This window comes from Phycisphaerales bacterium, assembly GCA_029268515.1.
Classification (GTDB): domain Bacteria; phylum Planctomycetota; class Phycisphaerae; order Phycisphaerales; family SM1A02; genus JAQWNP01.
The window spans coordinates 29,850-44,856 of sequence record JAQWNP010000015.1; the positions used below are offsets into that span (position 1 = coordinate 29,850).

General features: G+C 50.0%; 14 protein-coding genes. 10 read left to right on the forward strand and 4 right to left on the reverse strand.

What is annotated here, in order from left to right:
* Positions 1-6: 6 nt before the first annotated feature.
* Complete coding sequence (locus tag P8J86_10055) at positions 7-879, reverse strand: FAD binding domain-containing protein (protein ID MDG2055038.1); 873 nt, start codon at positions 877-879, stop codon at positions 7-9.
* A gap of 195 nt (positions 880-1,074) precedes the next feature.
* On the opposite strand from P8J86_10055, the gene P8J86_10060 reads away from it, so the two are divergent.
* Positions 1,075-2,373, forward strand: coding sequence for an MFS transporter (locus tag P8J86_10060; protein ID MDG2055039.1), 1,299 nt, complete (start codon positions 1,075-1,077; stop codon positions 2,371-2,373).
* 108 nt (positions 2,374-2,481) lie between these two features.
* On the opposite strand, the gene P8J86_10065 is transcribed toward P8J86_10060, so the two are convergent.
* On the reverse strand, positions 2,482-3,360 hold the full coding sequence (locus P8J86_10065) for a hypothetical protein (protein MDG2055040.1): 879 nt from the start codon (positions 3,358-3,360) through the stop codon (positions 2,482-2,484).
* A 158-nt stretch (positions 3,361-3,518) separates the two neighbouring features.
* On the opposite strand from P8J86_10065, the gene P8J86_10070 reads away from it, so the two are divergent.
* The 8 genes from P8J86_10070 to P8J86_10105 all read left to right on the forward strand — a co-directional run bounded on the left by P8J86_10070 (position 3,519) and on the right by P8J86_10105 (position 12,099).
* The gene (locus tag P8J86_10070; protein MDG2055041.1) at positions 3,519-4,448 is read left to right on the forward strand and encodes a fasciclin domain-containing protein; all 930 of its coding nucleotides are present in this window, start codon (positions 3,519-3,521) and stop codon (positions 4,446-4,448) included.
* 100 nt (positions 4,449-4,548) lie between these two features.
* On the forward strand, positions 4,549-6,048 hold the full coding sequence (locus P8J86_10075) for an SDR family oxidoreductase (GenBank protein ID MDG2055042.1): 1,500 nt from the start codon (positions 4,549-4,551) through the stop codon (positions 6,046-6,048).
* Positions 6,041-7,411, forward strand: coding sequence for a deoxyribodipyrimidine photo-lyase (locus P8J86_10080; protein ID MDG2055043.1), 1,371 nt, complete (start codon positions 6,041-6,043; stop codon positions 7,409-7,411). The genes P8J86_10075 and P8J86_10080 overlap by 8 nt, the downstream gene beginning before the upstream one ends.
* Positions 7,401-7,889 (forward strand): SRPBCC family protein, encoded by a 489-nt coding sequence (locus P8J86_10085; GenBank protein ID MDG2055044.1) that lies wholly within the window; start codon positions 7,401-7,403, stop codon positions 7,887-7,889. The genes P8J86_10080 and P8J86_10085 overlap by 11 nt, the downstream gene beginning before the upstream one ends.
* Entirely contained in the window at positions 7,886-8,332 is a 447-nt protein-coding gene (locus P8J86_10090; protein ID MDG2055045.1) for a hypothetical protein, read from the forward strand. Before P8J86_10085 ends, P8J86_10090 begins: the two co-directional genes overlap by 4 nt.
* Positions 8,333-8,464: 132 nt before the next feature.
* Entirely contained in the window at positions 8,465-8,854 is a 390-nt protein-coding gene (locus P8J86_10095) for a BlaI/MecI/CopY family transcriptional regulator (GenBank protein ID MDG2055046.1), read from the forward strand.
* Positions 8,851-11,190, forward strand: coding sequence for a M56 family metallopeptidase (locus P8J86_10100; GenBank protein MDG2055047.1), 2,340 nt, complete (start codon positions 8,851-8,853; stop codon positions 11,188-11,190). The genes P8J86_10095 and P8J86_10100 overlap by 4 nt, the downstream gene beginning before the upstream one ends.
* A gap of 81 nt (positions 11,191-11,271) precedes the next feature.
* Complete coding sequence (locus P8J86_10105) at positions 11,272-12,099, forward strand: alpha/beta fold hydrolase (protein MDG2055048.1); 828 nt, start codon at positions 11,272-11,274, stop codon at positions 12,097-12,099.
* A gap of 22 nt (positions 12,100-12,121) precedes the next feature.
* Here P8J86_10105 and P8J86_10110 read toward each other — a convergent pair whose 3' ends face one another.
* On the reverse strand, positions 12,122-12,994 hold the full coding sequence (locus P8J86_10110) for a CPBP family intramembrane metalloprotease (GenBank protein MDG2055049.1): 873 nt from the start codon (positions 12,992-12,994) through the stop codon (positions 12,122-12,124).
* A gap of 16 nt (positions 12,995-13,010) precedes the next feature.
* Positions 13,011-13,601 carry a molybdopterin adenylyltransferase gene (mog, locus tag P8J86_10115; GenBank protein ID MDG2055050.1) on the reverse strand — a complete coding sequence of 197 codons (591 nt, stop codon included), beginning with the start codon at positions 13,599-13,601 and terminating at the stop codon, positions 13,011-13,013.
* Positions 13,602-13,679: 78 nt separating this feature from the next.
* On the opposite strand from mog, the gene P8J86_10120 reads away from it, so the two are divergent.
* Entirely contained in the window at positions 13,680-14,921 is a 1,242-nt protein-coding gene (locus P8J86_10120) for a hypothetical protein (GenBank protein ID MDG2055051.1), read from the forward strand.
* Positions 14,922-15,007 lie beyond the last annotated feature (86 nt).

Sequence of the window (15,007 nt, forward strand, 5' to 3'; positions counted from 1 at the left end):
CACTGTTTACCTTGCTCCGTGGTCTATTTTAGAGCGCAACTGCTGAGCCAAATAGTGCGACATTGATTCACGATAAAAAACATCCCCATGCTGATCATCAAAATACGCCTCTTTTGGAATCGCTTGCCGTATAGCGACATCCAGTTCACCTGAACTTGGTAGTTTTTTAAACGCAATTTGATACGGCTTGGTCACCGATGCTGTAAACGTGAACTCAACCTCTCTGGTTTTGTCATCAATTGTTGCGATCACCAGCGCTGCTGAACGGCCAATGTGTGTCAAGGAGCGTAAATCCATGAAGACACGTCTTTTCAACCATGCTTTAGGTAAATGGATACTACGAAGTATGTCACCGGGGCCTAAAGCATTATCAAGAATACCCCTGTGAAAATCGATTGACGAAGACTTGATCGGGTCTTCCCCATGAGGCCAGATGGTGTACTCGGCATGCAATGCTGCTGCCATGCTGATCATTGAACCAGCTGGTAGCGACATACAAATATTACCGCCCACTGTCGCTTCATTGAATATTTTGAATGATGCAGAAAGCGCCTTTGCACAATTCTCAAACAACTCGCAAGCATGCCAATCAGATGGATACTGATACTCAAGTAATTCGTGAATGCGACATGTGGCAGCAATCTCAAGACCAGATTCACTGACTTGTATTGGATCCCAATTCAGTGAAGTCAAATCAATGATTGTTTCAATGCCTGGGGCATCGTTACTGTCAACTTGCCCAGGTGTGATTCGCCCAGTCATCTGTGGTTCTGAATACAACCAGGTTCCACCCGCCAAGAATGCACTGCCCGGCTTCCATTGCCGAGCCTGTTCATCATTCGCTGGCTTTAAATAGTCACGGACGCCTGCGATATTCATGACATCACCTTGTAAACCCGTTCTTAAACCAAGCTTAAACAAACTACTTGGGACTAAACTTGCACCTATTCAATTAGCTGTAGTAACAGTAAAACAGAACTACGGTACTGGATATTGTAAGATTGGTGATACCAGAATGATATCTGCAGTCACTTTTTATCAGCACCTTTCTCGAACATACCTTTGGATTTTTTGATGACCACGAACCAGTCTATGACTCCAAAGACACTGCCGAATACAGCGTCCTGGTGGAATTGGGGCCTCGCAGCCCTCTATCTCATGTCTTGTGTATTTAGTGTCGTGTCATTTGCAGTACTGATGCCAATGATTGAGAAGGAAGCTGGATTATCAAAAGCAAATCTGAGTGCAATGACTGGCCTGTTCTTTTTCGCTTATTCAATAGCACAGCTTGCTGCTGGCCTACTCATTGATCGGCTGGGAAGTCGCTGGCTCATTGGTGTAACAGCAGTGATGGCAACCTTAGGCGGGCTCTTGTTCGTCTCATCAGATAGCGCATTCGTGATGTATCTAGGCAGATCACTTATGGCCATTGGCCTCTCCTCAGCATTCGTAGGTGCACTCTACTTGGCAAGCAAGTGGTTTCCCGTATCACGCTTTGGCTTAATGAGTGGCGTTACCAATATGTCTGCCAATATAGCGGGCGCAGTTGGATCTTGGGCGATTGCTGGTTTGCCGTATAAACCGGTGATTCTTTGGTGGGCGATTATCAACGTTGTTATTGCGGCGTTGATTCTATTGATCGTCAAAAACAAGACGCCTCAAATCGAAATAGATGATGAAGAAGAAACCATGGGAATGATCAAAGGCTTTGCCTTTCTGTTTAGCTCATGGCAGGTTTGGCTTGCTTGCATCTTCTTCACGGGCCTTTTTGGCACTTTTCTGTCCTACGCAGACTTCTGGAACATTCAAATCCAACAAGCATATGGTTACCCAATAGAGACTGCAGCTTTGTTGAATGCCCTCCTCCCTATCGGGCTTGGTTTCGGTAGTGTTTGTTTTGGTTGGTTTTCTGACATGATCGGAAAAGTAGCCTTTCCATGTCGCATTTGTGCGATCGCATCAGTTTTCTTACTCGGCTTACTAATTTACACACCCTATCTTCCTGTCATTGTGGTGCCCCTCCTGTTATTCCTATCTGGATTTTTCGTAGGTGGATCAACGCTTGCCTTTCCTGCAGCGATTCAGTATTGCCCACGAAGCGTTCAAGGCACGGCGATCGGTCTCGTCACAACATGTGGATACATAGGTGCTGGCATACTCAACCTTATCGTGCCCAGCATTCTCGGAAATGTTCCAGATTTTCACACACTTCCGTCAGCTTGGCTCAGCTACATGAATCTTGATAGCGATCAGATAGAAACTGTCTTTAGTTTTAGAATAAGCATGCTCCCACTTATGGCCGCAGTCATACTGGCAATCATCGCATCACTGTTTCTCCGCGATGTACCCAAAACTCAACCGAGCGATGGATGAGGCTAAGGTAAATTTTTGGACAAAGATATTCGGCGATGAGTCAACGAGCACAGTGTGATTCGACACAACGCAATCATTTTTGACTACAAAAATATAGTTTGAAGATACTCAGCCAATCGACTTGGCTAATTCACTCAATGTCGCCATTGAGGTGTGAATACTGAGGCAAGGGAGCGCATCAAGTGATAATTCTCCAACCTGCCGACCACCGACTGCGAGCAACACGCCAAGGGCCTGGCAATCATGTAACAGGTTATTGAGCTCTTCAGAGCGAGCAACGGGATCTTTTACACTACTGATTGAAACCCACACCAGCTCTGGACGTTCCTCTTTGGGCAAATCAATACTGTTCATCCGAATCACCTCTACCGGGGTATTCGGTCCAATATTGCTGACCGAACCACCACAATCCTCAAGAACACTGGCGATAAATGCAGATGGCAATTGATACGGATCTCCAGCGAGCCCACCACCGGTTGCCGTAAAAAGCGGTTCTTGATGAACGGTCATTGAGCGGAGCGTGTGTACGACAGCCATTAAAATCTGCGTCGCACGATGTTCTATCAGTATTCCTTGAGTCGTATGCCCATCCGATCCTATTGAGTGCATCGCTGGACGAACGAAGCGATCTGCAAGTTCTGCCATGGAACAACCAGCTAAAAACTCTGATATCAGCAACTGCTGAGTTGCATCCTGATCTCCAGCTCTTAAAGATGCCTCGAGCGCTTCTACCGGCGAGGTACTTGCCGAGACATCTGCGCCGATGAGATGCTCAATGCCTAACACCGCCGGATCGCGAATCTCCAGCCTGAGAGCCCGAACACCACTGAGCGCGTCAAGGACAGTAATTCTGCGATGACCTCCCGCCGTGCGAGTTGATTGCAGGTGCCCCTGATCCACCCACCTCTTTACGGAAGATTCGCTCACACCAACTGCCTTGGCGAGATCACGAGGCGAAATCGTGCGGGATGTCCAGACATCAGCCATATAAGGAGTATATCGGCCATGATGGGATAAAACAAAAGAATTGAATGTTTTGAACGTTTTTTTTGGGATATTGGCTTGACGAAGCCGTAAATATACCTATCCTTCACACAGACTTGAACGATTTGAACGATATTTACCACTTTCACAAGGATTTCACCATGCTCCTCGCCTCAGTCATCACAGCCTCAGCAATCTTCGCACAGTGCGATAGCACGAACCAATCAGTACAAACCTCGATCAGCCAACCTGCACCCACAATTGTCGAAGTCGCTGCCAGCAATCCAGACTTTTCAACACTCGTCGCTGCGATCAATGCTGCAGAACTGACAGAGACATTGGCAGGCCCCGGCCCTTTTACGGTGTTTGCTCCAACCAACGCTGCCTTTGCCAAGTTGAAGCCAGGAACCGTCGAGATGTTGGTCAAACCAGAAAACAAGCAAGCGCTTACGGATATTCTGACGTACCACGTGGTTCCAGGGAATATGCCCGCCAGCAAGGTAATGTCGACCAACGGCGGACAGACGGCGGGTGGACGCTGGGTCCAATTTTCGCGGTCCGGAGACGCGGTCATGGTCGACGACGCCAAAGTCGTGACAGCTGACATCGTCTGCAAGAACGGCACCATTCATGTGATCGACACAGTGATGATGCCATCCGACGCCAGCATTGTAAAAACAGCAAAAGAAGCTGGGTCATTCAAAACACTGCTTGCTGCGGCTCAGGCGGCTGGACTTGCAGAAACGCTTGATACAAAGGGTCCGTTTACTGTCTTCGCACCCACCGATGATGCATTCAATGCCCTGGGCAAAGAGACGATTGCGAATCTGCTGAAGCCTGAGAATCGTGACCAGCTTGCGACTATTTTGAAGCATCATGTGGTTGCAGGTCGGGTGTACTCACCAACCGCAGTCTCTGCTGGCTCCGCAACATCGCTCGCAGGCACGACTCTTCCGATCACGGTTCAGTCAAATGGAGCCATGGTTGGCAAAGCCAAAATCATTGCAACTGATATTGACACAAGTAACGGCGTCATCCACGTCATTGATCGCGTCATGATCCCAACCATGAAAACGACGCAATCGAACTGATCGCTCCTTCCTCTGCTCATTTGTTGAGAAGTAACTTCCCTAGCCCTCTTTCTTCCATTCGGGGAGGTGCCTCGAGCACCTCCCCTGAAGGATGAAAACAATGAACCAACCAACTGAATCATCCAAACCAAAGCCTCGCATCGCCATACTCGGCGGAACCGGCTATGTCGGCTCTCGGCTCATATCACAGCTGCTGCGAAGCGGGTACCAGGTGCACTGCCTGGCTCGAAGTCCTCAAAAGCTCACTTCACGAGCATTCCCGAACCAAGCGAACCTGACCGTCGCAAAGTGCAATCTTGAAGATACCGACGATATTGCCAAACAACTTGAAGGCCAGGAAATCGTCTTCTACTTAGTTCATTCGATGCGTTCAGCCGGGCGGTCTTACGCCACGGTCGACGATGACCTTGCTAAAAACACCGCTCAGGCTGCTGAGCGAGCAGGTGTCCAGAGAATTATTTATCTCGGGGGACTTGGTGAGTCACAGGATCGTCTTAGTGAGCATCTCCAATCGCGACGCGATGTTGAAGAGAGCCTCGCCGCTACGTCCATACCTCTGACCACGCTTCGAGCGGCCATGATTATTGGCAGCGGATCAGCGTCGTTTGAGATTCTTCGCTATCTCGTCGAGCGACTACCGATCATGGTCACACCAAGATGGGTTCGCACCGAGTCGCAACCAATTGCCATCGCTGATGTACTGCGATTACTTGAGGCATGCATTGAACATCCGGAGACCAGTGGCCAAACTTTAGATATCGGAGGGGCTGATGTTGTCGATTATCAATTCCTCATGCGACTGGTTGCCGTTCGACTTGGCCTCAAACCAAGACGCGTCATTCCTGTCCCCATCTTAACACCACGCCTCAGCGCTCTTTGGATCCATCTCGTCACGCCAGTCGACGCTGCTATTGCCCAACCTCTTGCTGCCGGACTGAGCAACCGTGTTGTCTGTCGAGATAACGCTTCCCACGAATTGCTTGGCCGGAAACCTCTGACGGCCGCTGCTGCTATTGATGCTGCTTTGGAGCACACGCGTGACGACAGCGTTGAATCATCTTGGACAGATGCCGGCCCGTTGCCAGGAGATCCTGACTGGTCAGGCGGTCGCGTCTACACGGATTCACGCTCGATCACCGTCGATGCACCTGTTCATGCAGTCTATGAGGCCATTACGCTGATTGGTGGAGGCCACGGCTACTACGCTGCAGACTGGCTCTGGAAACTTCGTGGCATCATGGACCGCCTTGCAGGAGGCCCTGGCTTGCGGCGTGGTCGGCGAACCGAACGCGTCATTAGCACCGGCGATGCCCTGGATTTCTGGCGGGTGCTTCACGCAGATCGTGACCGAAGATTGATCCTCTTTGCAGAAATGAAGCTGCCTGGCACGGCCACGCTCGAATTCTCTCTGGAACAAACTGATGAAAACACCTCAATAGTTCAAACCGCACGTTTTCGTCCCAGAGGACTCTTTGGTATCGCTTATTGGATGGCGGTCAAACCACTTCATGGAATTGTCTTCTCTGGCATGCTCAACGGGATTGTCCGGGAATCCCGAAGGCTTGCCGAGTCACTACCTGGGAGGCAAACCGATGTGTGAACTTGTATGGTTTCGACATGATCTACGAGTGGCCGAGCAACCGGCGCTCAACGCAGCCTTGCGATCCTCTCAAGAGGTCGTCGGCCTTGTCATTGTGGATCGAATCCAATGGAAAGCTCATGGATGGGGTATCCCATGCATGACCTGGTATACAGATACGGTACGAGCACTTGCGGATCAACTTGCCGCAATGGGCATTGTACTTCGGGTTGAAATTGCAACGACATGTAAATCTCAATGCACCATCGTCTCAGAAGTGGCTCAAGACATGAAAGCGAAGTGCGTGCATGTCGGGCGTCAGGCTGGCTTTGATGAGCGAAGACGTGATCAGAACATCAAAAGAGAACTCAGTGATGTCGGAATCAAATTGGTTGAGCATACAACTGAGTCAATTCTTCCAGTGGAGCTCATCCGTAGCAAGTCAGACCTCCCCTACTCGGTGTACACCCCCTTTAGACGTGCCTGGGACGCTCAACTTAGTCAGGTGGGATTGCCTGATCTAGATAAAGCGCATGCCTCGGCAACGCCAATAGCGAGTCCGCAAGTTCCCTATATCGATCTTGGTGAAGCGACTTGGAGTCATACCGCTTGGTGTGCTGGCACAGCTTCGGCGTTAGAAAGGCTCAATACCTTTCTCCAAGGACCTATTGATCACTACCACACCAACCGTGACAGACCTGACCTCAATGGCACCAGCACCCTGTCACCTTGGCTTGCTGTTGGAGCAATCTCACCTGTCATGTGCCTTCGACCGTTAGTTGAGCGCTATGGACTGGACCCAGAACAATGGCCCGATGGACCGCGTGTATGGCGACAAGAACTGGTTTGGCGCGAGTTCTACCGACATGTCATGATGACACGTGACAAAGTTTCACAAAATCAGCCGATGCAGGATTGGACTGAAAAACTCGAATGGCGAAGTGACGCTGATGCACTCAATGCTTGGACGAATGGCCAAACTGGTTTTGATATCATCGATGCCGCTATGATTCAGTTGAGAGAGCTTGGTTGGATGCACAATCGACTTCGCATGGTTACTGCAATGTTTCTGACTAAGAACCTGATGGTCGACTGGCGTCTCGGCGAGCTACACTTTTCCAAGCATTTGATTGACTATGATTTCGCGAGCAACAACGGCGGCTGGCAGTGGGCGGCTTCGACCGGAACCGATGCGGCACCTTACTTCAGAATATTCAACCCAGAGTCACAGGCAGAAAAGTTCGATCCCGATCGGCAATACCAAGCGCAATGGCTCAATGGGCATAGCCGCCCCACGCAAATTGTTGATCTAAAGACGACAAGAGCGTTTGCGATCCAAGCTTTTAAGTCTGCCAAGGCAGGAGCAACTGAAAGTGACAATTGAACCTGATGTCCAACGCGAAAATGGTGACTTTGTCTTGCGAGCGAGAGCGCGCGTTGAACGTCCCCGTGATGAAGTATTCGATTTTTTTTCAAATGCGCGTAATCTAGAACGACTCACACCAGAGTTTCTGAATTTCAAAGTGCTCACGCCTGGGGAAATCAAAATGCACCAGGGCGCCTTGATTGACTACAAACTTCGTGTTCGAGGAATACCTATCCGGTGGAGAACAGAGATTACCGCATGGGACCCGCCCTACAAATTTGAGGACAATCAGCTCAAAGGCCCATATCGCAAATGGCTTCACCAACATATCTTTATAGAGGATGGTGATAGCACCATCATGGATGACATCGTCAGGTACCGCGTTTGGGGCGGTCGCCTGATTAATCGATTGATGGTTGAACGCGACGTACGCAAGATCTTCGCCTATCGAGGCGAAGTACTTGCTTCCTTTTTCCCAGGCACAAAGAACGAATGACCACCGAATCGATACTGCTCATTGCACAGGCATTTGCCAGTTGTGGCATGTTTGGCCTTATATGGCTTATCCAGCTCGCTCACTATCCGCTCCAAATTCATGTACCCGCCGATGGTTTTGTTGACTATCAAGCATCACACATGTTTCGTGTTACTTTTGTCGTCGGTCCATTAATGCTCATCGAGTTGATTGCCGCGGTTTGGCTCGTCCAATTACCGCTTCAAGGAATGATGCTCTTGGCTGCCTGGATTGGTGTGGCTCTCATTGTCATCATCTGGCTCTCGACCGCTGCCTTACAGATCCCCTGCCACTTCAAGCTAGAGCGGGCCAAGGACGATGCCGTCATCGCCAGATTGGTACTCACCAACTGGGTCCGAACCATTGCATGGACAGGCCGCGCCGGCATTACAGTATGGATGCTCGCGATGGCGATGGCCAACTAGCGCCGATCACCCTCGGACGGCTCCAAAACCATCGCTATCCGTCAAATCCTTATCCTTCGACACGCCACAACTAGACTGACGAATTTCTTCGTGTATACTCTCAACGATATCCCACACGAGGCAATACTCCATATGACCCAGAAAAAGAGCGCACGCAAACCAACCGATGCCGAATGCCAGATCCTGAATGTCATCTGGAGACGCGGCAGTGCTACTGTGCGCGAGGTCTATGATGATCTCAGTGACGAGAGTGAGATTGGCTATACAACTGTATTAAAGTTCATGCAGATCATGACAGACAAGGGCCTTTTGAGCCGCGATACAAACGTGCGACCCCAGATTTATAAGGCCTGTCACTCACAAAAGAAAACACAGAAAACAATGGTTGCAGATCTTCTTGACCGAGCCTTTTGTGGCTCTCCAGGCAATCTTGTTCTCCAAGCACTTTCAATGCGAAAAACCACGCCGGAAGAACTTCAGGAAATACGTGACTTGGTCAAAAAACTGGAGCGGCAACAATGAATGAAGCAACGCTCTTTTCCTACCTATGGCCCACACTGGGACTGACAATCGCCCACTTCCTATGGCAGGGCTTCTTGATCGCGGCCATTACGGCACTTGTGCTCGCCATCTTAAGACGAGCCACTCCAACATCTCGTTACATGGTGAATTGTGTTTCCATGATCTTTGGTCTTGTTGTTTTTGTAACCACTTTCATTCTGATCTTCTCACAAAGTGGTGAAGCACCCTTATCAGGGCTCGATAGCGACCTCCTGATGTCTTCAACCATACTTGCTGATTCACCTGTATCAGAAGCACAACATCAAATCGATATGACAATGAGCATCATCGATGAAAGCACTGGAACATTGCCTGCTGAAAATGTCACCTTCTGGCAAATGGCAACCGCGCTCTGGACTATTAATACCCTGGCCTGGATATGGCTTGCCGGCGCTCTCTTTATGTTGACGCGCTTCGCGGTGCAGTGGAATACTGCTCGCTATTTAAAAACCAATCTAGTCATCACTCCTGATCAAAAATGGCATCGCCTCTTTGATGAAATCAAAGCAAAACTGGGCATCAATAAAGGCATCAAAATACTTCAAAGTAGCCTCGTTGAAACGCCAATGGTTATTGGATGGATGAGTCCAGTGGTACTGATTCCGACATCAGTCTTTACCTCGCTGACAACAGATCAAATCCGAATGATCCTAACTCATGAACTTGCACACATTCGCCGTTATGACCACCTGGTCAATATCGCCCAAGGTGCTATTGAAATAATGCTCTTTTTTCACCCAATGACTTGGTGGCTCTCAAAGAATATTCGTATCGAAAGAGAATATTGCTGTGATGACGCCGCAATAACAGTAACTAGCAAACCACGATTATTTGCTGAAGCACTTATCGAACTTGAAGCACTTCGCATTAAACGTCAAAACCAACTGCCAAATACCGCACTCGCACTGACCGGAGGTTCGCTCATGTCCCGTATCAAACGCATCGTTAATCCAGTTTCATCTCAAGACGCAAATCGACTTCAATCGAAAACACCGCTGGCCCTACTCCTGACGCTACTTTTACTGATGAGCGGTATGACCTATGTTGCAAGCACTGCCTACGCCACCGCGAATGCTGGCAATGAGACCAGTGAGGCGATCCAAGATCATGACGGGCATAGCCACGCAGATCATGACGACCACGAGCATCATGATGACCACGGCCATCACGACGAGCATGACATTGACTTTGAACACTTCCCTGATGACCAAGAGCTTCGCGACATGATTGCGGAAGGTGTAGAAGAAGGTGAAGTGAGTCGCCGACAGGCTGGTGACATTATGACACTGCACAAAGAGCTCCAAACACAGATCGCCGATGGTGAGCTATCAAAGCAGGAAGCCGCTCGCGTATTTCATGAAGAAGTACTCCAACTCCTCGGCTGGAACGACCATGACGAAGATGAAACCGATTCACGCAGAATGATTTTCCCAACCCATGAAGCGCTGAGATCACGTATTGAAGATGGCCTCAGAGAAGGCGACGTTAATCGCGAACAGGCTGCACAAATTATGGCCATTTACGAGCGATTCCAAGCCGGCATCGAATCAGGCCGAATGTCACATGAAGACGCTGGCCCAGCATTTCGTAATCGTGTCATGGCGATGCTCGATGAAGAAAATGGTCATGGGCGAGAAGATCACCAGCACAGGGACGACCATCATGACCAAGGGCACGACCATCATGACCAGGGGCACGACCGCATCATGGCTGCCCGCATTGGTGGCATGCTCATGACCCTCGGCGAAGCCGTTGAATCTGGACGCATGTCTCCAGAAGATGCAATGCGGCAGATCATGGAAACCGCTGAACGCATGGGCATGATGCAGCACCATGAACATGATGAACGTCATGCTGATTTTGAGCGACAAGAAAGAGAACTCATGGAAGCCGTTCGCCGTGGTGATATCAGTGAAGAAGATGCCCATCGACGCCTGAAAGAGATGGAGCGGCACATGACGGGCCGTGATCAAGATCATCAAAGGCGTGGAGATCAAGGCGATGGTATGTCAAAAGAAGACTACAACCGTGCGGTCGATCGACTCAAGAGAGGTGTGGAATCAGGCAGAATCTCTGAAGAAGATGCAGACCGGCGTATCGAGGAGATGAAGCGAGAAATGAAGCGCCATTCACGTGGCGACAACGATCACATGAATGCCGATCAGCAAGAAGAGTACATGAAGCGCGTGGCTCAGCGACTCGAAAAGGCCGTTGAAAGCGGACGCATGACTGAAAGAGAAGCCAAAGATAAATACGCTGAGATGGAGCGAGAGATGCATGAACGCATGAGAGACTAATCACCGTGTCTCTTTATTGCTCAATGCAATCGGCTGCGTGATTATTTTCTTCTTTGCTGTGCGCCATCAAGGAGCCACTTCATGTCCGTCTTGCCAATATTGCTTTTATTGCTGACCCAACCCTCTGCACCGGATGATATCCTCGCAGCCTATGAACCAGGGCATACGACCATCATGGTTGAAGGCGCGGAAGCTACTTTTCCCTATCGTCTTCACCGCCCCACCACCGCCAGTGCCGACAACCCACTTCCCTTGGTCATCTTTCTCCATGGTCGTGGTGAGACCGGCAATGACAATCAAATGCAACTGAGGCGCTTTCCCAAACAGATGCTGACCGAACCACACCTGATGCGACATCAGGCATTTGTGCTCGCGCCGCAGTGCACTGGCGGAGGTTGGTCACCGCGCCCGCGCCGAGGCCAGGATCCGGTTGATCCAAATGTACCGACACCCTCAATGCAAGCGCTGATCAAGAAGATTCGTGAGCTCGCCCAAGATCCTTCCGTAGACCGTTCGCGCATCTATCTCACTGGTCTTTCCATGGGTGGCTTTGGATCATGGGACTTGGCCGCGCGCCATCCCGAGTGGTTTGCAGCCGTGGTTCCGATCTGCGGCGGCGGGCGTACTGCCACTGCTGAAACACTCGCTGAAAGCGATCTGCCAATTTGGAACTTCCATGGCGATAAAGATTCGGTGGTTGACATTAAGTATTCACGTAATCTCGTGAATGCGATTCGTGATGCTGGCGGCCAGGTGGGCCACACCGAGCTACGTGGTGTTGGCCACAACGCTTGGGACATTGCTTACGGACCGCAAGGCGGCATAGAATGGATGTTTGCTCAGCAGCGCGCCAAGCCAGCTGAGATCCCTGCTGAGGAGCAGGCGACAGAGCAGCCCGTAAAGAACTAACTCGACCTATATAGCTCTCTGGTTAACTAGCAGGCTCACGATGGATTTTCCTCGTGCGTCGCCGCCAGCGGCGCCACAGTGCCAGGAGCACAAAGACCACAAGTAATGGTTCTGAAAGACCCCTTAAGCTGGCACCCTCTACGAGAGGCATAGGCACATTAGATAGTGCATGAATACCAACGGCAATAAAGATATTGTTGGTTAGCAAGAAGTAGGCTGTCAGAAAGAGACCAGAGATAAACAAACTTAATTGATCGTTCCAAACAGCCTGCCAATTTTCATAACGACCTTTGTAGAGGCGATTTGGTACGTGTCCAAGAGCAAAAATAAATTGTGAGACCAAGATAGCGATAATGAGCATCGGTATTGTTCTTCGCATACCAGCAATGCGCAGTAGAACAAAGATCTGACTGATCAAGAACGCGCGGTAGAGAATCTCTTCATAGAGCGCATTCCCAAAAATCTGCCCTAGAAAATTACCTATTAAATGTGTTCCCCACCCCAGAGCCCAAGTAGCATCTCCGCCACTTTCAATGAGCTGCACAATCTGGGCCGCACCCCAAATAACAACTGTCCAGGCAATACCAGGCAATATTTTTTTTCGAAACAAGGCCAGATCATGAAAACGGAGCCGTCCAATACACCAAAACAATGTCCCGATGATAATAAATTGGATGATGTAGGCCTGAAGTGTGCCTCCGATCAGACCAGCGGTCGCCTGTGTGATCGGTGCCGACCATTCCTGTTTGAAATAGACTAGGTTTAAGAAGCTGCTGGTTACAGTATGGACAAACAGAACCAGAACAATAAACCACCAAGCCGTTACTTTGACAGAACCCATCCACTCTAAGGATGAACGGGAACCATCGGTTTGCTTGAGTAAGTCGATTGCCATATAGAACTGAGTCCTCTTATTTTTTTGATTGCGGACGAAACGCTTGAATGATCTTCGGATTGGTTTCCAGATAGGGTCCACCAATCAAATCGATGCAATATGGCACCGCCGCAAAGACGGCATTGAGACACTCCGCAATGGCGGCTGGTTTTCCTGGCAAATTGATGATCAATGAAGAGCCACGCGTGCCAGCTATTTGCCGCGACAAAATCGCAGTCGGAACTGACTTGAGTGATTCGGTGCGCATCAACTCACCAAAGCCTGGCAGAATTCGGTGACAAACAGCTTCAGTCGCTTCGGGTGTGATATCTCTTAGCGCCGGACCAGTGCCTCCTGTCGTGACAATTAAACCGCACTTCAGTTCGTCACTTAATTCACACAAAGCTGCCTCAATCTGCGGCTGCTCGTCAGGCACCAGACGCCGTTCCGGTTGCCAAGGGCTCGTCAGCACTTCAAGAAGCCAGGCTTCAATGGCTGGGCCACTGCGATCTTCATAATCACCGCGAGAGGCGCGGTCAGAAATCGTCACAATGCCGATAGATGCTTTGGTTGACATGCCATCAATGCTATCAGTAGACGTGTTTTTTTGCTCTGAAATGCATGCCATCGCTGTGAGGCACCTCTCAGTGGTCGCCTTAGGAACCAAGCTGCATGATTCTAAGAACATGGCTTAGAATGGTGGGTGATGGCAAAGAATGTAACGCGCAACTATGACTCCAAACGCGATCGCGACCATGTCGCGCGTATCTATCATGAAGCGAATTGGATTGAGCATAGCGAATTTGAAAAAATCTCTGAGCTTGACGCTTGGTGGAAATCCGGTGACACACTGGTCACTGAACTTGATGGAGCCGCAGAAGTGCTGGCTCAATCAGTCAAAGGAACGATGCGTTATCTCACTGAGGATTTACCACTGAGTCATGTTTCTGATGTACTCACCAGCCGCATTGCGCGACAGCGCGGTTTGGCCAGTCGAACGACGGCTCTTCTCATGCAAAAGACAGCTGGCGCCGGCGCTGCCGTTGCTCGTTTGAGCGCCTTTGATCAAGGCTACTACGATCGTCTCGGCTTCGGCTCTCTTTCATACCAACGGGAGCTGACCATCGACCCTGCGCAGTTACGCGTGCCTTCACTTACCCGCACGCCACGACGATTGACCCTCGATGATGTTGAAGAGGTCCATCAAAACCGCCTGACGCGACTGAAGACACACGGCGCCTGTAATCTTGAAAGTAGTCTCGCCACAAAAAACAACTTTGTCTGGCGCCAAGATTTCTTTGGCCTTGGTTTTAACAACGATCAGGGACGCCTGACCCACCACTTGACCATGAAGCCAGGGCAAGAACATGGCCCATACACCCTTGGTTGGATGGCCTATGAAACGCCTGCGCAATTGATAGAGCTACTCAGCCTAGTTCGATCGCTGGCTGATCAGATTTATGGTGTCCGTCTTGAAGAACCGGCATTCGTACAGCTACAGGACTTATTGAAAGAACCATTTCGTGTGTTACGAACGCGCCGCAAAAGTGACTTTGACGTAAAACCATTTAGTCTGAGTTGGGAGCAGATCCGTATTCTCGATTTACCTACCTGTATTGCCGCCGTTCAACTCCCTGGTGATTCGGTCCGCTTCAACCTCGATCTCGATGATCCCATTGAGACCTATCTTGCTGACGATGAAGGTTGGCGTGGAATTGGTGGCCAGTGGTGTGTCACCCTGGGGCCATCGAGCTCTATTAAGAGCCAACATGAAAAAGGACTGCCCCTACTACGAGCATCTGCCGCCGCCTTTTCTCGTCTATGGTTTGGGGTGCAAACAGCAACTTCGCTAAGTGTTGGCGACAACCTCGAGGGCGAACCTGATTTACTGGCGGCCATTGAAGGTGTGCTGCGTCTGCCCCGCCCCATCACAGATTGGGATGGATAGTCTTATTGAGCCCGTTGGTCTCTTCGACCGTCGCCCTTGGCAAGAGGCGATCTGAGCAAGAATATTTTAAAAAGAGATCACTGCAA

What these genes read in the sequence shown, in the direction of transcription:
- P8J86_10075 (MDG2055042.1), top strand. Translation starts at nt 4,549, where the DNA reads ATGAACCAACCAACTGAATCATCCAAACCAAAGCCTCGCATCGCCATA.
- P8J86_10080 (MDG2055043.1), top strand. Translation starts at nt 6,041, where the DNA reads ATGTGTGAACTTGTATGGTTTCGACATGATCTACGAGTGGCCGAGCAA.
- P8J86_10110 (MDG2055049.1), bottom strand. Translation starts at nt 12,994, where the DNA reads ATGGCAATCGACTTACTCAAGCAAACCGATGGTTCCCGTTCATCCTTA.
- P8J86_10100 (MDG2055047.1), top strand. Translation starts at nt 8,851, where the DNA reads ATGAATGAAGCAACGCTCTTTTCCTACCTATGGCCCACACTGGGACTG.
- mog (MDG2055050.1), bottom strand. Translation starts at nt 13,601, where the DNA reads ATGGCATGCATTTCAGAGCAAAAAAACACGTCTACTGATAGCATTGAT.
- P8J86_10090 (MDG2055045.1), top strand. Translation starts at nt 7,886, where the DNA reads ATGACCACCGAATCGATACTGCTCATTGCACAGGCATTTGCCAGTTGT.
- P8J86_10120 (MDG2055051.1), top strand. Translation starts at nt 13,680, where the DNA reads ATGGCAAAGAATGTAACGCGCAACTATGACTCCAAACGCGATCGCGAC.
- P8J86_10070 (MDG2055041.1), top strand. Translation starts at nt 3,519, where the DNA reads ATGCTCCTCGCCTCAGTCATCACAGCCTCAGCAATCTTCGCACAGTGC.
- P8J86_10065 (MDG2055040.1), bottom strand. Translation starts at nt 3,360, where the DNA reads ATGGCTGATGTCTGGACATCCCGCACGATTTCGCCTCGTGATCTCGCC.
- P8J86_10060 (MDG2055039.1), top strand. Translation starts at nt 1,075, where the DNA reads ATGACCACGAACCAGTCTATGACTCCAAAGACACTGCCGAATACAGCG.
- P8J86_10055 (MDG2055038.1), bottom strand. Translation starts at nt 879, where the DNA reads ATGAATATCGCAGGCGTCCGTGACTATTTAAAGCCAGCGAATGATGAA.
- P8J86_10105 (MDG2055048.1), top strand. Translation starts at nt 11,272, where the DNA reads ATGTCCGTCTTGCCAATATTGCTTTTATTGCTGACCCAACCCTCTGCA.
- P8J86_10095 (MDG2055046.1), top strand. Translation starts at nt 8,465, where the DNA reads ATGACCCAGAAAAAGAGCGCACGCAAACCAACCGATGCCGAATGCCAG.